Raw genomic sequence first — 17,917 nt, 5'->3', positions numbered from 1 at the left:
ATCACTCCTTAATCAATTTAGGCTGCCGATTCTGCAGATAATACAATACCGTCCGCTTTGTTTTTCATGACAAATAGATCATGGTACATGCGGTTTTGGTATAAGTAACCGTCACCTTGCGTGTGCGCGCCTGGCTCAAATAGATAGATAGAATTAATCTTCGTTTTAGCCACAATAGAGCCACGGTTAACAATAATCCAGTTAATGTTTTGACCAGTAGCTGCAAAGCCTGTTGTGAAATCGTGCTGAGTATTGAAACGTTCTGCGTCCCAAACTTCCACTAGTTGAACACCATCTAAAGAAGTAATACGTGTTTCGATAGCCGTGCCACCATTTTGCACTTGGATATTACGAGTGAACTTATCAGAGCGCTCTAATTGATCCATTGCTGAACTTGATAGATAGGCCACTAAATTGCTAGGTCCATATTTGCGAACTTTAAGGATGTCTGACTTCAAACGATCGTAAACGTCAACACCGCTCACTGATTCCACTGTATTATTACCGTCAGAAAGTGCTCTTGTTGCCATCTTAGAGAAACGGTAAGCGTCAACTTCAGGACCTGCTTTCTCATTTAAGAATGTGCGCGTGATATTACCTGCGCTTGCATTTTGATTAGACTCGTCTACATCCATGCGATCTACGAAGAACTCAACATCACGATCGAATGAAAGTGTGTATGGTTCGTTAGTTGTTTCAACTTCACCACGGTTCCATCCACCGTTACGACTATGGTCTTGATAACCTGTAACGCCTACAGTTGGCACATGAAACGTTTGAGCTCCCATCCAGTTAACATTAGGTGTTTCTAAAACGTTTGTTAATGTTGCTTGCTTAACGACTTGGTCTAGTTCTTGACCGTACTTTTCTACTAAATTAATTGCGTTTGGCATTGCGAATCATCTCCTTAAATTTTGTTATTCCTGCGCTCCACCTTGCAGAGCACTCAAGAAGCTATCTGAGCCTCCTTGTGGGTTTTGGTGATCACCTGTTGAATAGTTCGGATTACCATCCCCACCATCGTCACTTTCAAATAGATAAGGCTCATTCTCTTTCAACGAATTAAGCTGCTCATCTAAACCTTTCAAGTTGTCCTCTTCTAACTTGATCGTGTCCATATCCAATAAGGCTTTAACAGCTTTCGGATTACGAACATTTTCAGACGTTAATGTCTTATCAAGCGCGTGATCAAACGCTTGTTGTTGCAATTGTTGCTCGTACTCATCTTTCGTTTGTTGATTCTGTTGTTTTAAATCTTCCAGTTGCTTTGTTAACTCTTCATTGCCTTGAGCTTTTTTGCTCAATTCTTCAAGTTGATTGTCACGTTCTTCAATCTGTTGTTTGTAGTCCTTAGCTTCCTGTAATTTCTCATTAAACTTCTCTTTCGGGATATAAGAACCATCACTAACAACAGCGACTTTCTCGTCTCCAGCCTTTTCAACGACTTGATTGTAAAGCTCTTCACCTAGTAACTCTTTTAAATCTGGCATTTATAATCGACTCCTTGTTTATGTTTTTTAGCGTGTCACACCTCACGCTGAAGGTTCCGCTTAGTTTGACCCCAAGCCTTTAAAAAGGGCATAAAAAATAAGCTTGTTTACCGTCTATGCTTAAAGACCAGTCCAATAACCGGGACCAACGTAGATAGCAGATCACCTCCTAACTAACCAAAATATTGTGGTTTGTCTTGCTTTTCTTTCTGCTTGTCCATCATGATTTGATGCATAGCATGCTCTAAATCACTCACACGCTTTTCTAGTTCTTCGATTTTCTTGCTTTTAGACAAAGCATCACCCCCCTTAAGTTAGCTGTTCACGACCATAACGACGTGTTCGACCTGTTTTATCCATGAAGTCTCGCATTGCTTTCTGACGTTCTCTTACTTTTTCCTCTGCAAAGTGAACGCCTTGACCATCACCAATCTCCATTAACATCGACTGTTCTCGTTTAGCATGACGGATCTGACGCTCTAAATAGCGTTGCTTTTGTCGATTCTCATAAGCTTCTTTGTTCTTATCTTTATCAATTGTGTTCTGACTTCGTTTGCTCATGCCTTCAAAGTAAGGGTATTTGACATGGCCACAATTAACGCCAAACAAACCCGCCGCTTTACCGTAACTTGTACTTGATAGGGCAGGATACTGATCATGATTACCGCTTCGACTAAATATGCGCCCTTGATAATCCGCACAAAGCGGTCTTGCTCCCATGTGTTGGGATATTTCAATTAAATCTACTCCGTATTCATCCATTCGAGCGTCTTGCATATTGTTAGCCACATCATTGCTCATCGTTCGATTAATCATGCCGACATAAGCTTCTGTGCTCCAGTGCTTTCCGGCTTTATCGACAAGTGCAGGAACACCTCGACTCGACCAGTCCGAAACCACTTGCCTTAAAGCCGTCTTTGGTGTCTGTGTTCCGGCTAGTACATTGGATGTTGTTCGATTAATTATATCTAAATAAGCTTGATCAGCTTGATTTAACATGGTTGTATTAACTAAATTTAATTTATCTTTAGCGTTTCCAACGATGTTTTCAGCAATTTGCAAAAGTGTTGAGCTTTCTTTTGGTGAACCTGGTTTATTATCAAGAGCACCTCGTTCATAAGCGTCAATCAAGTCATTTTCTATTTCATCAACACCTTTAAAACCCGCTTCTCGAATGATTTCTTGAACTCTTTTAGCTGCCTTCTCAGAGTATTGAGAGATTGTGCGAATGTTAACGTCACTTAACCCTTGCGCTTCTTCTTCCTGTTGCCTCTGCCAAGCTCGTATACGTTCTAAGTCTCCGCTTTTTTCAATGTCCTCTATCGTGTCTTGACCTTTAGCTAAGCGCTTGCCAATGTTTTTGAGCATATCGTCTTCCATATCTAAGTAAACTTCAACGACTCTTCTCGCAAATTGTTCGAGCTCTTCACGATCCATGGCTATTCACCACTTCCGCCAAAGAAATCTAAGCTTTCATTGGTTGCCGTTGCGTTTTCCTGGTTAATCTCATTTAACCATTCCTGCGCTTCCTCTTCAGTTAATCCATAATAACGCATAATCGCACGCTTTTTAGGAATCAACTTGTTTTGTAGCTCTTGCGATAACCTTGTAATTTCAGCTGTCTTATCTTCAGCGACTGAATCATCAAACGCGACGCTCGTCTCAAATTGATTAGGCACTGTAAACAAGCGAAACGTTCGACCTAAGTAAGCAATGATATCAATAAGCTCTTGTAATGCTGATTCAATTACCGTCTCATGTGACTTCTTAGACTTGAATGTCTTAGATTGCTCGCTGACAACCTCTGTCGCTGTTTTCATGCTCTCGCCATCAAAGCTAAATGTGCCTGAACTAAAGCCTGTTTGCATAGCTAATAGATTAAGCATGCTGTTGATCGCGCTGATATGTTCTTCAACTCTTAATTCAACCGTTAAATCTTCAATCTTACTATCGCTATTGTCACCAAATTTAAAGGCTTCATAAGACTCGTCGTTCGCATCAAAATATCGATGCATCTCACCCGTGTTTGGATCAATGACAGACTTAATCATTTCAGACGGCACAGCAATACGCTTTTTACCGAGCCTAAATTCACGATTGAAACTATCGAACATCGTATCAATTTGATTGATCGTATCGAGGGCATTGGCATATAAGCTAATCCCTAATGGACTGTGCATATCAAAGTTATTCGCCACATTCGGCTTAATGTGAACAAACATGGCTTGATGGTCAAAGCGACTGAAGCGTATCTCAGGCTCTAATCCTTCAAACACTTCATCAAGATTAACTGTAATACCTAATTCAGCTCGATTATCTGAACGATGTAGCGTGTTTTGTATCACATATAAATTGCCTTCCCATGTATGCCATTCTAAGTGTGTGTACCAATACTTACCCTTCTTAAATTGATTTGGAAATACCGCTTCAAAGACCCCGCGATTATTCCAGGAAAGAGGGATGAATGATTTAGCATCAACAAAGGTAAGCTTAATCTGATCGTTGGCAACATAAGGCTTGATGACTACGCCACCCAAAGCAAAGCTGTACTCTAAATAGTCTTGAAAGTTCTTGTTGAATTTGTTGTTCTTTTTGATGTCTTCAATGACTTTAGAAAACTCGTTATCACTGATATTGATATCGACTTTCTCATTAAACACGAGCGAAGCCATTTCTTGAGAAACGGTTTTCGGAATGTTTAGTGTCAACATGCGCCTTGTTTGCTCGCCTTTTTCGATTGTATGATATTTCAAATTATGAAAATCGTCAGCATGATAGCCTTTATAAAGCGCGTCCCAAAAATCAATTTGATTATAGAACTGCTCATCTATGTCTATTTGTTTATGCTGCGCTATCTCTTTAACACCTTTTAAAATGCCCAACTTATACATCACCTCTTTCACCTTCTGGATAAAGTTCTTGATCATCTATTGTCACCACCTAGATCACGTAGTCCTTGTAAAAATGGTTAATGCTATATCTGAATTCGTCCATAGCGTGGTTATATTCATCGACGGGATTGCCGTTGTCATCACGAACGTACATGCCGATTTCTTTCACAAAGTTATAATGGCCGTATTCGTCATTCTCAACTAAGCAGAATTGACCGTTTGTAATAGCGTTTTGCGCGCGTTCAATACCGACCTCAATGCCACCGCCTTGCTTCTTAGCATCTGTCGCATTGTTATCAGATCGTGATGTGTCTAAGCCTACAAGATGTAGTTCTTCTCTTAACGACTTACAAGCAGGGTCAACGAATAGCTCTGTAAAGCGCATCTGATACTTATCTGTGCACCACTTAATAAACTCCTTAATTTCTTTTGCATAAGTGCTCATGGCCTTTGTCTGTCCTGTATCAGAGCCACTATGATAATAATGAGCAACGCGGTTTAATCGGAACTTGTCATTGTAGCGCGTAACGATATTACAACTAACGCTCGTCGCATCTGACTGCCCACCATCAGCTTCGAAAAACATCTCATAAGGCTTACCTAAGAGCGTATTTTCGGTATGCTCTTCCATGTTGAACATGCTATAAATAACACCCTGAGGCATCACACGCTTACCGAACCAGTCACGATCTAACAAGTACGGGTTCTTTTTGAGCGTTTCATAGATCTCTTTTTTACGAGCTTCGCTTATAATCGGGTTATCGTGAATCGTCCAATGATTCCACCGCGTTGTTTGAACCTCGAATACTTCACCAATAACAGGGTCATGTGGAGCCGGCGGGTTTAAGTCAGCTATATGAAATCGATCATGCGCTGCCATAGTTCGTCGAAAACATTCTTGAATAAAGCCCATATTTAAGAGATTTATCTCACCAAAAGCTACAGAGCCTAGCGACATACCTGTAATTGCGCCAACGCTATTCGCTTTAGCGCCACCTTTATAATAAATCCGCTTCACGCCATTTGGTGTATGCACTTCTAAGTGATCGCCATGCTCATCATGCTTGATTTTGGCTAGGTGACCAAAGATGTGCATTAAGCCGGTTCCATCACCATCAATAAATAGTCGGAATGCTTGTTCCTGGTTGTAAGCTGTGACTAAATGATTTTCATCTCGTGATAGGGAATAATAGTAACCTAAACGAAAATGAACGCCTGTCGTTTTTCCCGATCTAGGCGTTCCCTCATGGACCTCTAATGTATGATCAAATGGATATCTAACCGTTTGCTTTTGTTTAGGTGACAGCTTAATCGTCTTGCTCATCGTCTTTCACCACGTTTATCAGTTCATTTAATAGGCTTGTATCTTTCTTCTCGCCCTGGATGAGTTTCTTGCGCTCGTCAATGAATTCTGTTTCCTTCTTCGTCTTCTCAATCGTAGCGGTCATCTTCTCAGCTTCTAACCGTCGCTGATCGTCATAGTCTGCTAAATCATAGAATTGTTTTAACATACTTCTAAGCTCACCCATTGCTCGACTTTGAGAATTTAAAAAATTCGCCTGTTTATCCCAAGCGAATTGAATTTCATATTCTTCTTTTTCGACATCCATACTTTCTCCGGCAACAGACTCTTTCTTCTTAACTTCCTTGCTCATATCGTCTTTATCTTCAACAAACATGATCTGCTGCGCTCGCATAATCGAAGCAAACTGCATTTTGATATTCATCCAAAGTATGTCAATCGGTTTTATATCATCCATATCCTGTACAATTTCTAAGGTTTCTTGAGGCAGATATTTCGAAAATAAGCCATGTGATTTAGCATTATCGTTTTTCTTTGGGGCACCTGTTGATTTACCGCCATGCATTCTACAACGACCATTTGCCATAGCTCTGTTTTTGCAAGGATTACCGCCTCTTGTTTTTGAACCACAAAAGTTTGCATGGGGTTGTTTCGTCATTACATAAGCACCTACCTCCCTGTTTTAACCAAATAAAAAAGCACCGCAGTGGGTGCTTAGCTTAATTTAATTCCTTTTCTAGCTGTTCGATAGTAATCTCTAGAAAACGAATTCTCTCTTTTCTCTCTGAATCTTCAACGTCTTTAATAGCACGTTCTTTTTCGGATTCGATTTTCTCAACATTATGGAACTTTTTAAATTCTTCTGCTGCTTTTTTATCATTAGTTCCACTAGTAAGACTATAAATCGTATCTAGCTTAACGATTAATTTTTCTCGCTGTTTTTCCATTTCTTTTTGCTTTTTCTTTTCATCATCAAGTTGAGAATTCAATTCATCTAACCATTCTCTCTTCGCTTCTCTTTCTAGACTGTCCACTTTATCACCTCCCTCTTAATTACCAATATTCGACAATTAAGAGGGAAATCCTGCATTAAACATAATAAATCGTCTCTAAGTCATTCTCAGTATATTCATAAACCTGGAATCGCTTATGAGCTGTTGTATATCCATGATCATCGTGCCACTGATCTATCTTGTTACGTGTCGGTAAACGCCTAATCATCACGCCACCTTTATCTAATACCCACTCTGAATGCAAGTGACCAACAAATACATCACGGTTACTGGCTTTAGCCCATTGCTCAGCGAATTCCGTTGCAAAATTCTCAGCTAAATCCTTCTCTTTTTTCTTATCGCCGTGATTAGCGCCTACAAAGTTATTACCGAGCATATGAACCTTACGCTCTCTAAAATCAGCATCAACTTCTAGATGCGGATATTTTGCTTCTAGGTACTTGATAAAGCCCCAGGATAGCGACTCATCATGATTGCCTTTGATGTACATGGCCGTAACCTTACCTGATCGCTTAATAGCTTCTTTGATAATAGGGTCATAGAATGTGATTGCATCTTGCCACGCTTCCACCATGTCAGCATGTTCAATCTCTCTGGTGCTTGCCGTCCGGTTCCGGTGATCATTGTGATGAAATAAGTCACTGCCAATCAACAGCAACACTTCTTTGTACTGGCGATTAAGTAAGTTTAATATTTTAGCTTGCGTTGATTTGTAATGCTCATAATCTGAAACGCCAAAGTGCATGTCGAATAGCGGAATGTTGAGATAATGCGAATAATGGTTTATGTACTTTGGCTTAACAGTGACTTGCGGTGTTTGCGTTACAATATCAATTAACTTATCAAAATCAAATTGCTCACGCTGCTTCTTAACAACCACTTTAGATGCATACAATGTTTTAGTGCCGTCCTGCTTATTGTGATGATGCCACTTACTTGAAGTCGCTTTGCTGATTTGCCATTCGACTGGATCATAGCCATGTGCTTTTAGGACCGCTTCTTCGTCCTTCATGTCCATCTCGGATAGCTCGACTAATTTGTCACTTGTTTGGGTGCCGTCTTGATTAATCTCAACAGTCTCTTTATAGTCAGTAGGTTCTTGTTGCTGCTTGCTCGTCTGCTGACTCGCTTGCTTGGTTGGCTTACTAGCTGACTGACTATGTTTATTCATACGCTGATATTTACGTCTAACAGAGACTTCTGTGAACCGTCTATTATATTCCTGGCTTAGTGTTTGTGCTATCTCTGAGAAACCTTCGCCAGATTGTTTAAGTTCGAATAATCGATCTATGGTGTCTTGATTCCAAGGTGTTGTACTCTGATTCGCCTTTGGCATATTGTCACCTCGTATTCATATATAACAAATGCCCAGCCAACGAGTGTGCATCATTAAGGGAGAGTGAAAATCAGCACATCGAGAACCAGGCATGTTATGTCGCGAATATGTTTTTTAACTATCGCTTAACTCAAGTTTAACTGATGTCGACCCCCATGCACCAAATACCGTGACATTCGTGCACTATCTTGTGGATAACTAAATCTCAATTAGGTTATAAGCGATTCTTTCTAGCTTTCTAGTAACGGTTGTTCGATCAACGTTCAAAATATCAGCTACCTTCTGCATCGAGTAACCACTCAATATTAAGCTAAGGATCATGGCTTCAGTATCATCTTCAATGCGATACCAACGATCTTGAATATATTTTAAGTCGGTACTAATCTTTGAGTAACGCTTGATAGCCTTTTCTGTTAAAATGGCCTGCTTTTCAACCGTGCCAGTATTGTCATCCGCTTTTGGCATAACTGCTTGAATTCCATACTGGCTAACACCTACACTTTTAAAGGATTGCTGCACAACCTCATTAATCAACTTCTGATTAGCATGATAATTTTTGATGATATAAAGGACTTTTTCGACTGTGTAATAGTGGTTATTTTCATTCATTGTTAGCCCCCTTAGATTCACTCTCATTCTTTCCGTTTTCAAGCTCACCCGCTAAATATTTAAAATACTTACTCGGCTTCACTGGATTCAGCACACCCGAACGCTTCTCTCTACGATGCTTGCTCACTTTATGCTTGATTGTGTATTTCATCTTTCGCACTGTCTTTCACCCCTTTTGAATAAAAAAGAGGACACCAATCAAGTAGCTGCTTGTAGCAACTTACTTAATCAGTGTCCTCCAGTTGGCTGGTAGGAACTATTGTAAAAACTTATAATTTATTCTTAGATTAGTATTAATATCTTTTAATTCTTTTGTAAATCCATAAAAATCATAAATCCTTCTAATTATTTCCAGGAAAAATAGACCTATAGTATTAATCACCATATCATAGTTATTGGAGCTTGTTTTTAATTTAGCTTCGTTTTTCTTAAACTCCCAATTAGTAAGAACTCCTTGTGCATGGATTTCACTCGATAATACCCTGTAGATTAGTTCATACTCTGCTTCTTTATCAAGTTTATTAACGCACAAGTCATGTAAATTGTTAGATCTACCATCTAAGTTATACCAATTGTCCCTCTCTTTTCTTTTTTCAAATACATCAGAGTAATTTTCTAGTAAATCTTTTTTAATTTCTGCAGGGTCTCCAAACTTCTTTTTATCCTCTTGAATATCCTTAATATTTTTGTTTAATAAATTTCTCAAGTTATTACCTTTAGGAGATTTGTCTAAGAGTTTGTTGAAGAACTTGACATCTTTTAGTTTTTGATCAACGTAATATGATCTACAATAAATCGAATGTTCCTTTGATAATATAACGTGCATATAAAAATAAATTTCAACGACACCTCTACTAATGCTTTCAATGCCAGGATAGTGTTTTGAATCAATTAATTTAATAATCGATTCAATTTTATCTCTCATATCCTCAAACAATCCAATAGTGACTGCACCTTCTATTGTGAATTCGCCTACTTCATTTCCATAATATTCTTCAATTATTAATGATGAAGTGTTCTCAGTTACGCTCAATAACTTATTTAAAAACTTCAAAACTCTTCCCCCTCGTCAAACTTCACCCGCTTCACTTTTCCCTGATGAGTGATGACTTTTGTTTCACCGTGAGTCGGTAGTTTTGTGATTTTGGCCTTTCCGTCTGAATATACAATACAGAAAGGCTCATCACCTTCTATATTGACAGAAATTTGACGATTGTCCATATCTATTGGTAATTTTTTCACTCTCACCTGCCCCCTATACTGCGATTACAAAAAGCAAATAAACTATTAACGCTAGTCCAATAATCGATAGTGTATAAGCACCTAGCATCAACCATGCCCAGTTAAACCTCATGTCTATCACTCCTTCAAAATGGTAAATCATCATCTTGTAAATCTACTGGCTCGCCCGCTTCTTCCAACGACTGCTTAGAGCTTTCATTTTGGCTCTGTGTGCTTTGTTTTGGTTGTTGAGGGTTATTATTGCCCTGATTTTGATTACTTTGCTTTGTTTCAAGGAACTGGACGCTCTCTGCAACCACTTCTGTTATGAAGATGCGCTTGCCTTCTTGATTGTCGTAGCTGCGTGTCTGAATACGTCCATCAACACCAACCATGCTACCTTTACTCATATAGCTTGCTAGATTTTCAGCAGGTTTGCGCCATATCACGCAGTTGATAAAATCCGCTTCTTGTTCGCCATCTTGGTTCTTAAATGGACGATTTACAGCTATCGTAAAATTGGCGACCGCCACGCCATTATTGGTATATCTTAATTCTGGATCTTTGGTAAGACGTCCAACTAGTACTGATCGATTTAACATGCTTATAGCTCCTTTAATTCGTTTTATATCCGAAGTTCCATGTACTGATTTCTTAACATCTACCCCTGTGCTAAAATAACTTTGGAGGGATAAAATGACTTACTATCTATTTCTATTACTAATGGTCGGTGGTATCTTAGGCTTTTTCTTATACGGTCCTTTAGGTGCATTTCTTGGTTTAATCCTTGGTACACTCTTAAATATTTCAACGGAGTTACGGGAACTTAATGTGACATCTTTTAATAGTAAGGAGCCCTAGAGTGGCTCTTTACTACCGCACAACCTGGTCGGTATACGCCATTAAGACGGCTCTTCTTCATCAAGTTTCTCTAATAAATCATCTGTAAAGGTGTGCATAGATTTTACTTGTGAAATCCCTACGTTAGGGTTGTTTTCATAGTCATTAACAATCTTGTCATTCATAATTAACCCTCTTAAATACTGCAATTCAGTAATATCTAATTCCATATCTACCACCCTTTCTCAGCCTTCTGTTTTGTACAAAGGAACTTCTATAAAGTGTTCATCTAGCGTTTGTTCATCAATGTCTAACCAGTTACCATTTTCTTGAGTTAACATAGGCGAATCTTTATCTTCTTGTAGCCATATTGTTCCAACATTAACTATAAAATCATTACCTGTCTCCATTCCTTCGTAGTCTTCTAACTCTGGAACAACTAATCCCTTAATACATTCATACTTAGTCATTTTAAGTTCCTCCTTCGCATCATCAGTCTCATGTTCATTAAATAAACAAGATATAATCAAACCGCTTCGGCTGACTGAAAAATGTCTCAACATCAACCAATCGCTCCCCTTCAGCATTGCGCCATTTCTCTTCTCGAACGTATAGCTTTTTCATGACGCTACCTCATTTGCTTGTAGCTTGCTTAACACATCTTGCTGAAATGATGTCGGTTCTTTATGTCCGTCCAAATAGCGCCCAATCTGCGCCAACACAAACGCATCACGAACATTATCCGAGTCATGTTCAAAGCCCCAGCGCTTGAATATAGGCAAGATCATATCCTCTTTTTTTGTGTTGCCCTTGCCTGTCGCAAACTTCTTAAGTCCACTTGGCGTAACTTCCACGTAACGATCAATCACGTCTAGGTTGCTTAACTCAACGAGCTTTGACCGTAGGAGCCAACCGATACCGTATTGCGTTGACACCGCAGCGCCTTTCGAACCGTAAGAAAAGCCTTCGATAATCACTTTGTCACCTTGCTCAATTTCCATGCCAACCAATTCAGCTAATTCCCCAAACCGTTCTGGATCCTGTTTTGATTTTGGCTTAATTTCTTTCATGTCGAGCACTTCGCCTTGCTCGTCCATCACCACAAATCCTGTTTTCGTGCTTGGATCTAGACCGATGTATCGCATTTAAACAGCCCCTTTCATTCGTTGCTCTTGTTCGATGTATGCATCCCACTTCTTGAATGTTTGCTCGATTGGTTCTTCTCGTAATCGAAGCCCTTTGCATTGCTCGCAATAGCATTTCGTTACTTCGTAAACCCCTGGCATAACTTCTTGATTGCTAATACCACTTCCGTTACACATCATCATCACCCTTTCGTCTAAAGTCTTGACCTTCAAGCCGTATCGTTTTAGCACCGTCATACATACGTGATGTAATGCGCTCGCCATGAAATCCGTATTTGTGTGCTAGTTGGCGCTCTGTATAGTTCGTTGTAATGATTTTGCTTTTACCTTGTCGATCGTCGAGCACATTATATAAAATTTCAGAAGCCCAAGACTCCGCTCCATGTTGACTGTCTTTGATATATTCAGCGCCGATATCATCTAATATCAACAAATCCAAACCTTTGAGCATGGCATACAAATCATCATGCGTGTAGTTCGTCCAATCGTTATAAGCTTCACGAAAGTAGTTTAATAGTTTTGGTGTTTCGATATAGAGCACTTTATAATATTGACTACGCAGCGCTTTTGCCGTTGCATAGGCAACATGGCTTTTACCTAGTCCTGCTTGTCCACTGACAACAAGTGAATCGCCTTCTTTGGCACCAAAGTTTTTAATAAAGTCAATCACCCATTCACGCAAAGCTTTTTGTGAGTCACTATCCGCTTGATATGACCTAATCGTAGCGCCTTCTAATTGATCTGGGTGGCTCATGAACCTATTGATAAAGCGGTGCTTTTTGATACTTGGCAAATCTTCTTGTTTGGGTAAATCAAGTGACTCTTTTAACTTTTGATCTTCGCAAGGTTTGCAGGCTCCCAATATGCCTTTTGGTGTTTTGTAAACCGGATATATGTTCCCACAATTCGAGCATTCGCGTTCGCCTGCTTGTTCAATTGAACTCAAATGCTGATTAACCTTTTCCACGTCTTTCACTCCCCCTTAAAATCCATCAATTTGTGGATCATAGTCAGGCATTCCGTTAGCCGTTTTAGGCTGTGATTGACGTTGTTGTTTATAAGACTCAAATTTTTCGTCATCACGCCTTACTGCGTCCATGTCCGTAATGCCCTTCCGATACCAGTCGTTCATAATACCTGCAGCGTATTTAAGTCTTGCGCCATTTTGATGAGCACGATCCATAGCTTCGAGTACCAATTCGCCACCTAAGTCATCAATATAGCTATCTAGCAGATCTTGATCTTTGGCATTGATGTTTAAAAAATACTTTTGAGCTTGTTGGTATACGCGCGCGCTAGCTAGCTCATTATGTTTCGTTTCAGTTTCGTTTCGTTTCTGTTTAACTAATGCGCTACCATTGTGGCTATCACTGTGGTCACTACTGCCGATACTATTATGGCTAATACTGCGGTCATTATTTGACGACAAATTAGAATGGATAATATATATTGCCGATTGATTTCCTTTTCGAGACATAAAATCAATGTAGTTTTTCTGCTTTAATTCATTACGTGCTTTTTTGAAGGTTCCTTCTTTTAAACCGGATTTCATACATAATACTGATGCAGCTACCGTAAACTGTTCTTTCCATCCTGCCTTATTGTTTATGTGCATCAATGTGTGCCATAAAGCAATTGCGGATGATGAAAGTGGGTTTAGTTCGAGCTGATCATAAAATGCATTAATCTCCTTTAAATAATTCATTAATTACTCACCTTCTTTACGCTACATAAACTGGCTTTCCAGTTAAGGCTTGTACTTCTTCTTTAAACCGTTGTTCATCACTGTTGTTATCGCTGAGATGCAGCAAGTAAATCGTTTGAACCTTTGATAGATCGTTGGCTTTTAAAAAGCCCTTCACGTTCTCTAGACTAAAATGCGATCGTAGTAGACGCTTTTTCATCAACTTAGGTACTCTTTCAGTTGCTATATTGTCGTTTAGGATATCTAGGCTGTAATTGCATTCAACTAAGACGTGTGTAAGCCCCTTGAACTTGTATTTGATGTAATAGGTGTCCGTTGCAAATAACAGTTTCTCACCGTCTTGATTAGCCAACAGAAAGCCTAATGGTTCTGATACATCATGCTGCACATCAAACGGTAAAATGGTCCATGTGCCTAATTTAAAAGCCTGTTTGTTTGTTACTGTTTTAACTCTGTGATGGTTATGATTGATTGCTTCGGCTGTTCCTGGACTCATATAACAATCAATGCCTGCTTTCGTTACATCTTTGAGTGCTGCACAGTGATCGTTGTGTTCATGTGTGATTAAGCACCCTGCTAAATCGCTCGTTTTAAAGCCTATGGCTCGCTGTATATCCTTGAATTTAACGCCACATTCTAAAAGTATCGGCGTACGCCCATCTGTAATAAGATAGGCGTTGCCTTTACTACTTGAACCAACTACTTGAATATCAATCATGTTAAAACCCTGGTCCGTCTGTTCCAGTCGCTTGCTCTTCCTGTTGATCAACCGCATCGTAAATAGCTTCATTTTCCGACTGGTCTTCTTGTTGATCGTTTTGTGGCGTTTCATTATACTCAATATCGATAATCTCTGAATTGGCATTCTGTTCTAGTTCTTGTTCAAGCTGCGCTTCTTCAACCGCTTCATCCGTTTGATTAAAGTGATTGATCACGAGGCTACCGTCATCACTAGAATTGATGAACTTCTTACAAGCACGATTGATAACCGTTTTCTTAGCCATTTCCTGCTTGAAGTTATCGTGTGTCGAACCCTCTTTTTCTTTTTGTTGACCTTTGCCCCACATTTGCGATTGGCTCCAAGCTTGACGAATTTCGTCCATCGTCATGAGCTCTGTATAAACATCACCATCGCCCAGATCAATCATGCAGTAAGCACCGATAATATTATCTTTGTTGATGTTGCCGAATTCTTGTTTGTGCTCTAGGTTCTTCACTCGACCATTCTTCATTTCGTAATCGACTTTATCACCGTCATAAATCACGTTAGCGTCAATGCTCTTAGCCCCTGTTACGCGCTTAGTCACCGCCATCGTACCGAAATATGAGCGTTGGAATGTCAGCGTCTTTCCATAAGCAATAAAGTAACCTTGATTTTTAGATGGGTTAAGTCCTTGCACGACCATATTGAGCAATGCGTTAGCGACACTGTCGCGTGAGCATGTTTCTAAAACAGGATTACCACTCTTGTCTTTAACTTCTTGCATTTTTAGCCAAGCGCTCTTCATAGCGTTCTCTGGACTGTAGTTAGCAGGGAAATGAAGCTCACCCTGCTCTTGGAATGTTTTAACCTTATCTGCTACAACGTCTACCGTGTCCTTTTTAACTAATGCCAGTTGATTTTGATTGTTACTCATTGTAAGATTCCTCCTCATGAATGATATTTGTTACTTCTTCGGCAGCTTTTTCTGTTAGAACATTGGCTTTAATTCCAGTTCCTATATTTTCGGAACAAAAGTCTGCAAAAGCTTTTCCTAGTCCCGTTTGGATTTGCTCTTCTGTTGCATTTGAAATTTCTAAGACAATCACATGTTCACCCATTTAAACTGCCTCCTTTTGATTTTGTTCAGGTTGTTCTACTCGTAACGCTTTATCTTGTTCAGAAACGACTAAGCTAATCGTTTGAGCGTTTGTGTCAATTAACTCTGTAACGGCTTCTGCGTTATCAACAAAAATTGGGGCATTGAAGCCGTAGTGATCAGATAGCGTATTGATAATGTCTAATCCAACATTGATTCGCGCTGCGTTATTCAATCCGCTTGAATACGGAACACCTTCATAAAGTGTTTCGCACGTCTCTTCTAAACCGCCGTTAATGTTTTCTTTAAATAGCTTGAAGCGTGCGTACTTGAATTTGTCGTTGATCTTACCTTCCAGCAAGTTCACTTTCGTTCGAATGAACTCTTCTGCTAGATACAACTCTTCTTCAAGCTGTTCAAATTCAGCTGCTAAATCCTTCTCTTGTTGTTCCAATTCAGCTATCCGTTTTTGGCTTGTTTCAGCTTGCTCTAATTTACTTAGATCAGCTTGCAGCCCCTTTTGTTTTTCTTTTAAGTCTTGGATGTTGGTTTCATTCTCTTGGATTGATGGCTCTATAGATGATTGGTAATCAGCAATCTTAGCTTCAATGTCTTGGCGCTCTTTCATCTTCTCTTGATACGCTTTCGTTTCCGTCGCATCTACAACTTGATTTTCAAGTTCACTAATCTTGTCGTCACACTTTTTGATGAGCTTATCAATCTCATTTATTTGCTCTTGGTACTTATTAATCTCAGCCTGAAGGTTCTCAATTTCGACTTTCAGATTGTCATTTTTTTGTTTTAGCGCTATGCCATCGCTTTGAATTTTCTCAAGCTTTCTAGACTTGAGTTTGTTGAATTCTTCCTCAGCTTTTCGACGAGAAGCTTCAACTTGTTCTTCAGGCAACTCTTGACCACATGTTGGGCATTCACATTCCTCGTCATGCTCGAATTCTTCCTGACTAACCTCGTGATAATCGTTTCTTAAACGTTCCATCTCAGCTTCGTTATCAGTGATGACTTTCTTTTTACGCTCAATTTGTTGCTCTGCTGTGTCGATTTTGGATTGAATAATGGACTTGTTAGACTCTTGTTCTTGCTTCGAAATTTTCGTCTTATTTAGTTCAGCCTGTCCTTGCTGCTCGTATTCGTTTTTAAGGTTGGATACTTCTAAATCAATGTCACTTAATTTCTTTTTCAAGTTGTTAATGTCTGAGCCGTTTAGAATATCATTGATTTTCGATTGGTATTGATCAATCTCTTGTTGGTAGCTGTCTAGTGATTGTTGAATACCTTCTTTTGTTAATCCGTTTACATCAGGTAAATTGCGGTTAATTTCATCAATCCGAACGGGAATGCGTTCTAATTCTTCGTTGATCTCTTTACGCTTGGAAGCAATCACTTTCTTATGATCATCGACTGAACGATTGTCTAAGATGTCTTTAAGCTTTTCTAAGTCATGGTTGGATGAGTAGACCTCTTCATCCGATACGTCCCCAGCAACTTCTAATAAAGTGTTACGACGATCTTTCCAGTGAAGTTGTTCATTAAAGTAACTTGGTGACGTTAAAAGCTTAAATACGTCTTCATCGATAATCTCAGCGACCTTGTCGGCAAATTCTTTCTTTTTGCTTGGAACACCATCAATAAAATAGTCGGTTGTATGACCTGAGAACTCTTTGTTAACCGAACCGCGTTTTTTAGTCCATTTCTCTTTGTAAACTTTCTTCAGTGTTAACTCTTGATTGTTAATTAAGAAGGTTGCTTCAACTTCGTGATCTAAGTTGTGTAATTCTTGTCCATGTTCATCAACTTGCTTAATCTGAAAATCCTTCTTGTTGCTGCTGTCTTTATCAAATAGTAACCATTGGAACCCATCTGCAATCGTCGTTTTACCAGTTGCGTTATCACCATAAACTTTCACGTTTTGCCCTTCTGCGTTGAGCTCGAATTCTTTAACACCTTTGAAGTTAACTAACTTCAAATTCAATAGTTTAATATCCATGCTTTTTCCTCCTTGCTCCCGTCACGTCAAAAAGTTATAATAGACGTGATAGAAGTTTTTTATCCAGTCTTTCTAATGACCGCTCTGCCAAGCGGTTATTTTTTTGGCCAAAAGATTATTTGTGCGTTGATGCCATCGGCTTGCATTTGTTGTGCTACGCTTTGTAGATGCTTCATGTAGTTAAATTCATGTTTTAACTTACGAGCACGCTGCATAGATTTGATTAGATCTTCATTAAGTGCTAATGCGTTATCGTAATTCCGATGGTCAAGTTCGATATCTAGTCGGCTAAATAAATAATCAATGCAGCTTTCTTCTTTTCTGATCTCTGCTTCTAATTGTTGTTCACGTTCCATTAGGCTACCTCCGCATCTAGTAAGTGTTGTTCAACCTTGCGATAGAATTTCAATTCACGATGATTCTTTGGATTCTGCAAATCGTAAGCGTCTCTCATATCTCTCAAAATGTTATCTAATCGATAAATCTTAAATGGACTTTTCAACGCCTCTTCTAATCGCTTCTCCCATTTCGACAACTCACCTAAACTCATTTGAATGCCT

General features: G+C 39.3%; 27 protein-coding genes. 1 reads left to right on the top strand and 26 read right to left on the bottom strand.

What is annotated here, in order from left to right:
- Positions 1 to 17: 17 nt before the first annotated feature.
- The 14 genes from FHR85_RS11030 to ssb form a co-directional block, all read right to left on the bottom strand.
- Positions 18 to 893: a hypothetical protein gene (locus FHR85_RS11030; protein WP_167263194.1), complete on the bottom strand. Its 876-nt coding sequence runs from the start codon at positions 891 to 893 to the stop codon at positions 18 to 20.
- A gap of 24 nt (positions 894 to 917) precedes the next feature.
- Positions 918 to 1,490 (bottom strand): phage scaffolding protein, encoded by a 573-nt coding sequence (locus FHR85_RS11025; RefSeq protein WP_167263192.1) that lies wholly within the window; start codon positions 1,488 to 1,490, stop codon positions 918 to 920.
- 173 nt (positions 1,491 to 1,663) lie between these two features.
- Positions 1,664 to 1,786 (bottom strand): hypothetical protein, encoded by a 123-nt coding sequence (locus tag FHR85_RS14520; RefSeq protein WP_279588361.1) that lies wholly within the window; start codon positions 1,784 to 1,786, stop codon positions 1,664 to 1,666.
- Positions 1,787 to 1,799: 13 nt separating this feature from the next.
- Entirely contained in the window at positions 1,800 to 2,927 is a 1,128-nt protein-coding gene (locus tag FHR85_RS11020; RefSeq protein ID WP_167263190.1) for a phage minor capsid protein, read from the bottom strand.
- 2 nt (positions 2,928 to 2,929) lie between these two features.
- Positions 2,930 to 4,417, bottom strand: coding sequence for a phage portal protein (locus FHR85_RS11015; protein ID WP_167263188.1), 1,488 nt, complete (start codon positions 4,415 to 4,417; stop codon positions 2,930 to 2,932).
- A 13-nt stretch (positions 4,418 to 4,430) separates the two neighbouring features.
- Positions 4,431 to 5,705 (bottom strand): PBSX family phage terminase large subunit, encoded by a 1,275-nt coding sequence (locus tag FHR85_RS11010; RefSeq protein WP_167263186.1) that lies wholly within the window; start codon positions 5,703 to 5,705, stop codon positions 4,431 to 4,433.
- Positions 5,689 to 6,342: a phage terminase small subunit gene (gene terS / locus FHR85_RS11005; protein WP_167263184.1), complete on the bottom strand. Its 654-nt coding sequence runs from the start codon at positions 6,340 to 6,342 to the stop codon at positions 5,689 to 5,691. The genes FHR85_RS11010 and terS overlap by 17 nt, the downstream gene beginning before the upstream one ends.
- Before the next feature lie 61 nt (positions 6,343 to 6,403).
- Positions 6,404 to 6,718, bottom strand: a complete 315-nt coding sequence (locus FHR85_RS11000) for a hypothetical protein (RefSeq protein WP_167263183.1) — start codon at positions 6,716 to 6,718, stop codon at positions 6,404 to 6,406.
- A gap of 55 nt (positions 6,719 to 6,773) precedes the next feature.
- Positions 6,774 to 8,033 carry a hypothetical protein gene (locus FHR85_RS10995; RefSeq protein WP_167263180.1) on the bottom strand — a complete coding sequence of 420 codons (1,260 nt, stop codon included), beginning with the start codon at positions 8,031 to 8,033 and terminating at the stop codon, positions 6,774 to 6,776.
- 198 nt (positions 8,034 to 8,231) lie between these two features.
- On the bottom strand, positions 8,232 to 8,642 hold the full coding sequence (locus FHR85_RS10990) for a helix-turn-helix transcriptional regulator (protein ID WP_167263178.1): 411 nt from the start codon (positions 8,640 to 8,642) through the stop codon (positions 8,232 to 8,234).
- Complete coding sequence (locus tag FHR85_RS10985) at positions 8,635 to 8,802, bottom strand: hypothetical protein (protein ID WP_167263176.1); 168 nt, start codon at positions 8,800 to 8,802, stop codon at positions 8,635 to 8,637. Before FHR85_RS10985 ends, FHR85_RS10990 begins: the two co-directional genes overlap by 8 nt.
- A 96-nt stretch (positions 8,803 to 8,898) precedes the next feature.
- Positions 8,899 to 9,696 (bottom strand): DUF5677 domain-containing protein, encoded by a 798-nt coding sequence (locus FHR85_RS10980; RefSeq protein WP_167263175.1) that lies wholly within the window; start codon positions 9,694 to 9,696, stop codon positions 8,899 to 8,901.
- Positions 9,693 to 9,863, bottom strand: a complete 171-nt coding sequence (locus FHR85_RS10975) for an XtrA/YqaO family protein (RefSeq protein ID WP_208379668.1) — start codon at positions 9,861 to 9,863, stop codon at positions 9,693 to 9,695. The genes FHR85_RS10980 and FHR85_RS10975 overlap by 4 nt, the downstream gene beginning before the upstream one ends.
- Positions 9,864 to 10,009: 146 nt before the next feature.
- Positions 10,010 to 10,465 carry a single-stranded DNA-binding protein gene (gene ssb, locus FHR85_RS10970; RefSeq protein ID WP_167263171.1) on the bottom strand — a complete coding sequence of 152 codons (456 nt, stop codon included), beginning with the start codon at positions 10,463 to 10,465 and terminating at the stop codon, positions 10,010 to 10,012.
- 94 nt (positions 10,466 to 10,559) lie between these two features.
- Here ssb and FHR85_RS10965 point away from each other — a divergent pair, with 94 nt between their 5' ends.
- Positions 10,560 to 10,724, top strand: a complete 165-nt coding sequence (locus tag FHR85_RS10965) for a hypothetical protein (protein WP_167263169.1) — start codon at positions 10,560 to 10,562, stop codon at positions 10,722 to 10,724.
- 41 nt (positions 10,725 to 10,765) lie between these two features.
- Here the strand turns inward: FHR85_RS10965 and FHR85_RS10960 are convergent, their stop codons facing one another.
- From FHR85_RS10960 to FHR85_RS10905, 12 genes are all read right to left on the bottom strand, one after another.
- Positions 10,766 to 10,933, bottom strand: coding sequence for a hypothetical protein (locus tag FHR85_RS10960; RefSeq protein ID WP_167263167.1), 168 nt, complete (start codon positions 10,931 to 10,933; stop codon positions 10,766 to 10,768).
- A gap of 15 nt (positions 10,934 to 10,948) precedes the next feature.
- Positions 10,949 to 11,173, bottom strand: coding sequence for a hypothetical protein (locus FHR85_RS10955; RefSeq protein ID WP_167263165.1), 225 nt, complete (start codon positions 11,171 to 11,173; stop codon positions 10,949 to 10,951).
- A gap of 150 nt (positions 11,174 to 11,323) precedes the next feature.
- Complete coding sequence (locus tag FHR85_RS10950; protein ID WP_167263163.1) at positions 11,324 to 11,848, bottom strand: RuvC family protein; 525 nt, start codon at positions 11,846 to 11,848, stop codon at positions 11,324 to 11,326.
- A complete protein-coding gene (locus FHR85_RS10945) occupies positions 11,849 to 12,025 on the bottom strand; it encodes a hypothetical protein (RefSeq protein ID WP_167263161.1) in 177 nt (58 codons plus the stop codon). It abuts the gene before it with no gap.
- A complete protein-coding gene (locus FHR85_RS10940) occupies positions 12,018 to 12,815 on the bottom strand; it encodes an ATP-binding protein (protein WP_167263159.1) in 798 nt (265 codons plus the stop codon). Before FHR85_RS10940 ends, FHR85_RS10945 begins: the two co-directional genes overlap by 8 nt.
- A gap of 15 nt (positions 12,816 to 12,830) precedes the next feature.
- A complete protein-coding gene (locus FHR85_RS10935) occupies positions 12,831 to 13,553 on the bottom strand; it encodes a DnaD domain-containing protein (RefSeq protein ID WP_167263157.1) in 723 nt (240 codons plus the stop codon).
- A gap of 16 nt (positions 13,554 to 13,569) precedes the next feature.
- The gene (locus tag FHR85_RS10930; protein ID WP_167263266.1) at positions 13,570 to 14,271 is read right to left on the bottom strand and encodes an MBL fold metallo-hydrolase; all 702 of its coding nucleotides are present in this window, start codon (positions 14,269 to 14,271) and stop codon (positions 13,570 to 13,572) included.
- Position 14,272: 1 nt separating this feature from the next.
- On the bottom strand, positions 14,273 to 15,190 hold the full coding sequence (locus tag FHR85_RS10925; protein ID WP_167263155.1) for a recombinase RecT: 918 nt from the start codon (positions 15,188 to 15,190) through the stop codon (positions 14,273 to 14,275).
- The gene (locus FHR85_RS10920; RefSeq protein ID WP_167263153.1) at positions 15,183 to 15,374 is read right to left on the bottom strand and encodes a hypothetical protein; all 192 of its coding nucleotides are present in this window, start codon (positions 15,372 to 15,374) and stop codon (positions 15,183 to 15,185) included. The genes FHR85_RS10925 and FHR85_RS10920 overlap by 8 nt, the downstream gene beginning before the upstream one ends.
- Positions 15,375 to 17,357, bottom strand: coding sequence for an AAA family ATPase (locus tag FHR85_RS10915; RefSeq protein WP_167263151.1), 1,983 nt, complete (start codon positions 17,355 to 17,357; stop codon positions 15,375 to 15,377).
- A gap of 95 nt (positions 17,358 to 17,452) precedes the next feature.
- Positions 17,453 to 17,713, bottom strand: a complete 261-nt coding sequence (locus FHR85_RS10910; RefSeq protein ID WP_167263149.1) for a hypothetical protein — start codon at positions 17,711 to 17,713, stop codon at positions 17,453 to 17,455.
- Positions 17,713 to 17,907, bottom strand: a complete 195-nt coding sequence (locus FHR85_RS10905; RefSeq protein WP_167263147.1) for a hypothetical protein — start codon at positions 17,905 to 17,907, stop codon at positions 17,713 to 17,715. The genes FHR85_RS10910 and FHR85_RS10905 overlap by 1 nt, the downstream gene beginning before the upstream one ends.
- Positions 17,908 to 17,917 lie beyond the last annotated feature (10 nt).

This window comes from Alkalibacillus almallahensis (assembly GCF_011761495.1).
Lineage (GTDB): Bacteria > Bacillota > Bacilli > Bacillales > Alkalibacillaceae > Alkalibacillus > Alkalibacillus almallahensis.
This window is presented reverse-complemented; position numbering and strand designations above follow the sequence as displayed.

Bases quoted from the DNA above. Each gene is read 5' to 3' on its own strand.
- FHR85_RS11030 (WP_167263194.1), bottom strand. From the start codon at position 893: ATGCCAAACGCAATTAATTTAGTAGAAAAGTACGGTCAAGAACTAGAC.
- FHR85_RS10960 (WP_167263167.1), bottom strand. From the start codon at position 10,933: ATGGAATTAGATATTACTGAATTGCAGTATTTAAGAGGGTTAATTATG.
- FHR85_RS10950 (WP_167263163.1), bottom strand. From the start codon at position 11,848: ATGCGATACATCGGTCTAGATCCAAGCACGAAAACAGGATTTGTGGTG.
- FHR85_RS10975 (WP_208379668.1), bottom strand. From the start codon at position 9,863: ATGGACAATCGTCAAATTTCTGTCAATATAGAAGGTGATGAGCCTTTC.
- FHR85_RS11025 (WP_167263192.1), bottom strand. From the start codon at position 1,490: ATGCCAGATTTAAAAGAGTTACTAGGTGAAGAGCTTTACAATCAAGTC.
- FHR85_RS10925 (WP_167263155.1), bottom strand. From the start codon at position 15,190: ATGAGTAACAATCAAAATCAACTGGCATTAGTTAAAAAGGACACGGTA.
- FHR85_RS11015 (WP_167263188.1), bottom strand. From the start codon at position 4,417: ATGATCAAGAACTTTATCCAGAAGGTGAAAGAGGTGATGTATAAGTTG.
- terS (WP_167263184.1), bottom strand. From the start codon at position 6,342: ATGACGAAACAACCCCATGCAAACTTTTGTGGTTCAAAAACAAGAGGC.
- FHR85_RS10920 (WP_167263153.1), bottom strand. From the start codon at position 15,374: ATGGGTGAACATGTGATTGTCTTAGAAATTTCAAATGCAACAGAAGAG.
- FHR85_RS11010 (WP_167263186.1), bottom strand. From the start codon at position 5,705: ATGAGCAAGACGATTAAGCTGTCACCTAAACAAAAGCAAACGGTTAGA.
- FHR85_RS10935 (WP_167263157.1), bottom strand. From the start codon at position 13,553: ATGAATTATTTAAAGGAGATTAATGCATTTTATGATCAGCTCGAACTA.
- FHR85_RS10930 (WP_167263266.1), bottom strand. From the start codon at position 14,271: ATGATTGATATTCAAGTAGTTGGTTCAAGTAGTAAAGGCAACGCCTAT.
- FHR85_RS10990 (WP_167263178.1), bottom strand. From the start codon at position 8,642: ATGAATGAAAATAACCACTATTACACAGTCGAAAAAGTCCTTTATATC.
- FHR85_RS10910 (WP_167263149.1), bottom strand. From the start codon at position 17,713: ATGGAACGTGAACAACAATTAGAAGCAGAGATCAGAAAAGAAGAAAGC.
- FHR85_RS10905 (WP_167263147.1), bottom strand. From the start codon at position 17,907: ATGAGTTTAGGTGAGTTGTCGAAATGGGAGAAGCGATTAGAAGAGGCG.
- FHR85_RS10945 (WP_167263161.1), bottom strand. From the start codon at position 12,025: ATGTGTAACGGAAGTGGTATTAGCAATCAAGAAGTTATGCCAGGGGTT.
- ssb (WP_167263171.1), bottom strand. From the start codon at position 10,465: ATGTTAAATCGATCAGTACTAGTTGGACGTCTTACCAAAGATCCAGAA.
- FHR85_RS10965 (WP_167263169.1), top strand. From the start codon at position 10,560: ATGACTTACTATCTATTTCTATTACTAATGGTCGGTGGTATCTTAGGC.
- FHR85_RS10915 (WP_167263151.1), bottom strand. From the start codon at position 17,357: ATGGATATTAAACTATTGAATTTGAAGTTAGTTAACTTCAAAGGTGTT.
- FHR85_RS11020 (WP_167263190.1), bottom strand. From the start codon at position 2,927: ATGGATCGTGAAGAGCTCGAACAATTTGCGAGAAGAGTCGTTGAAGTT.
- FHR85_RS10995 (WP_167263180.1), bottom strand. From the start codon at position 8,033: ATGCCAAAGGCGAATCAGAGTACAACACCTTGGAATCAAGACACCATA.
- FHR85_RS10955 (WP_167263165.1), bottom strand. From the start codon at position 11,173: ATGACTAAGTATGAATGTATTAAGGGATTAGTTGTTCCAGAGTTAGAA.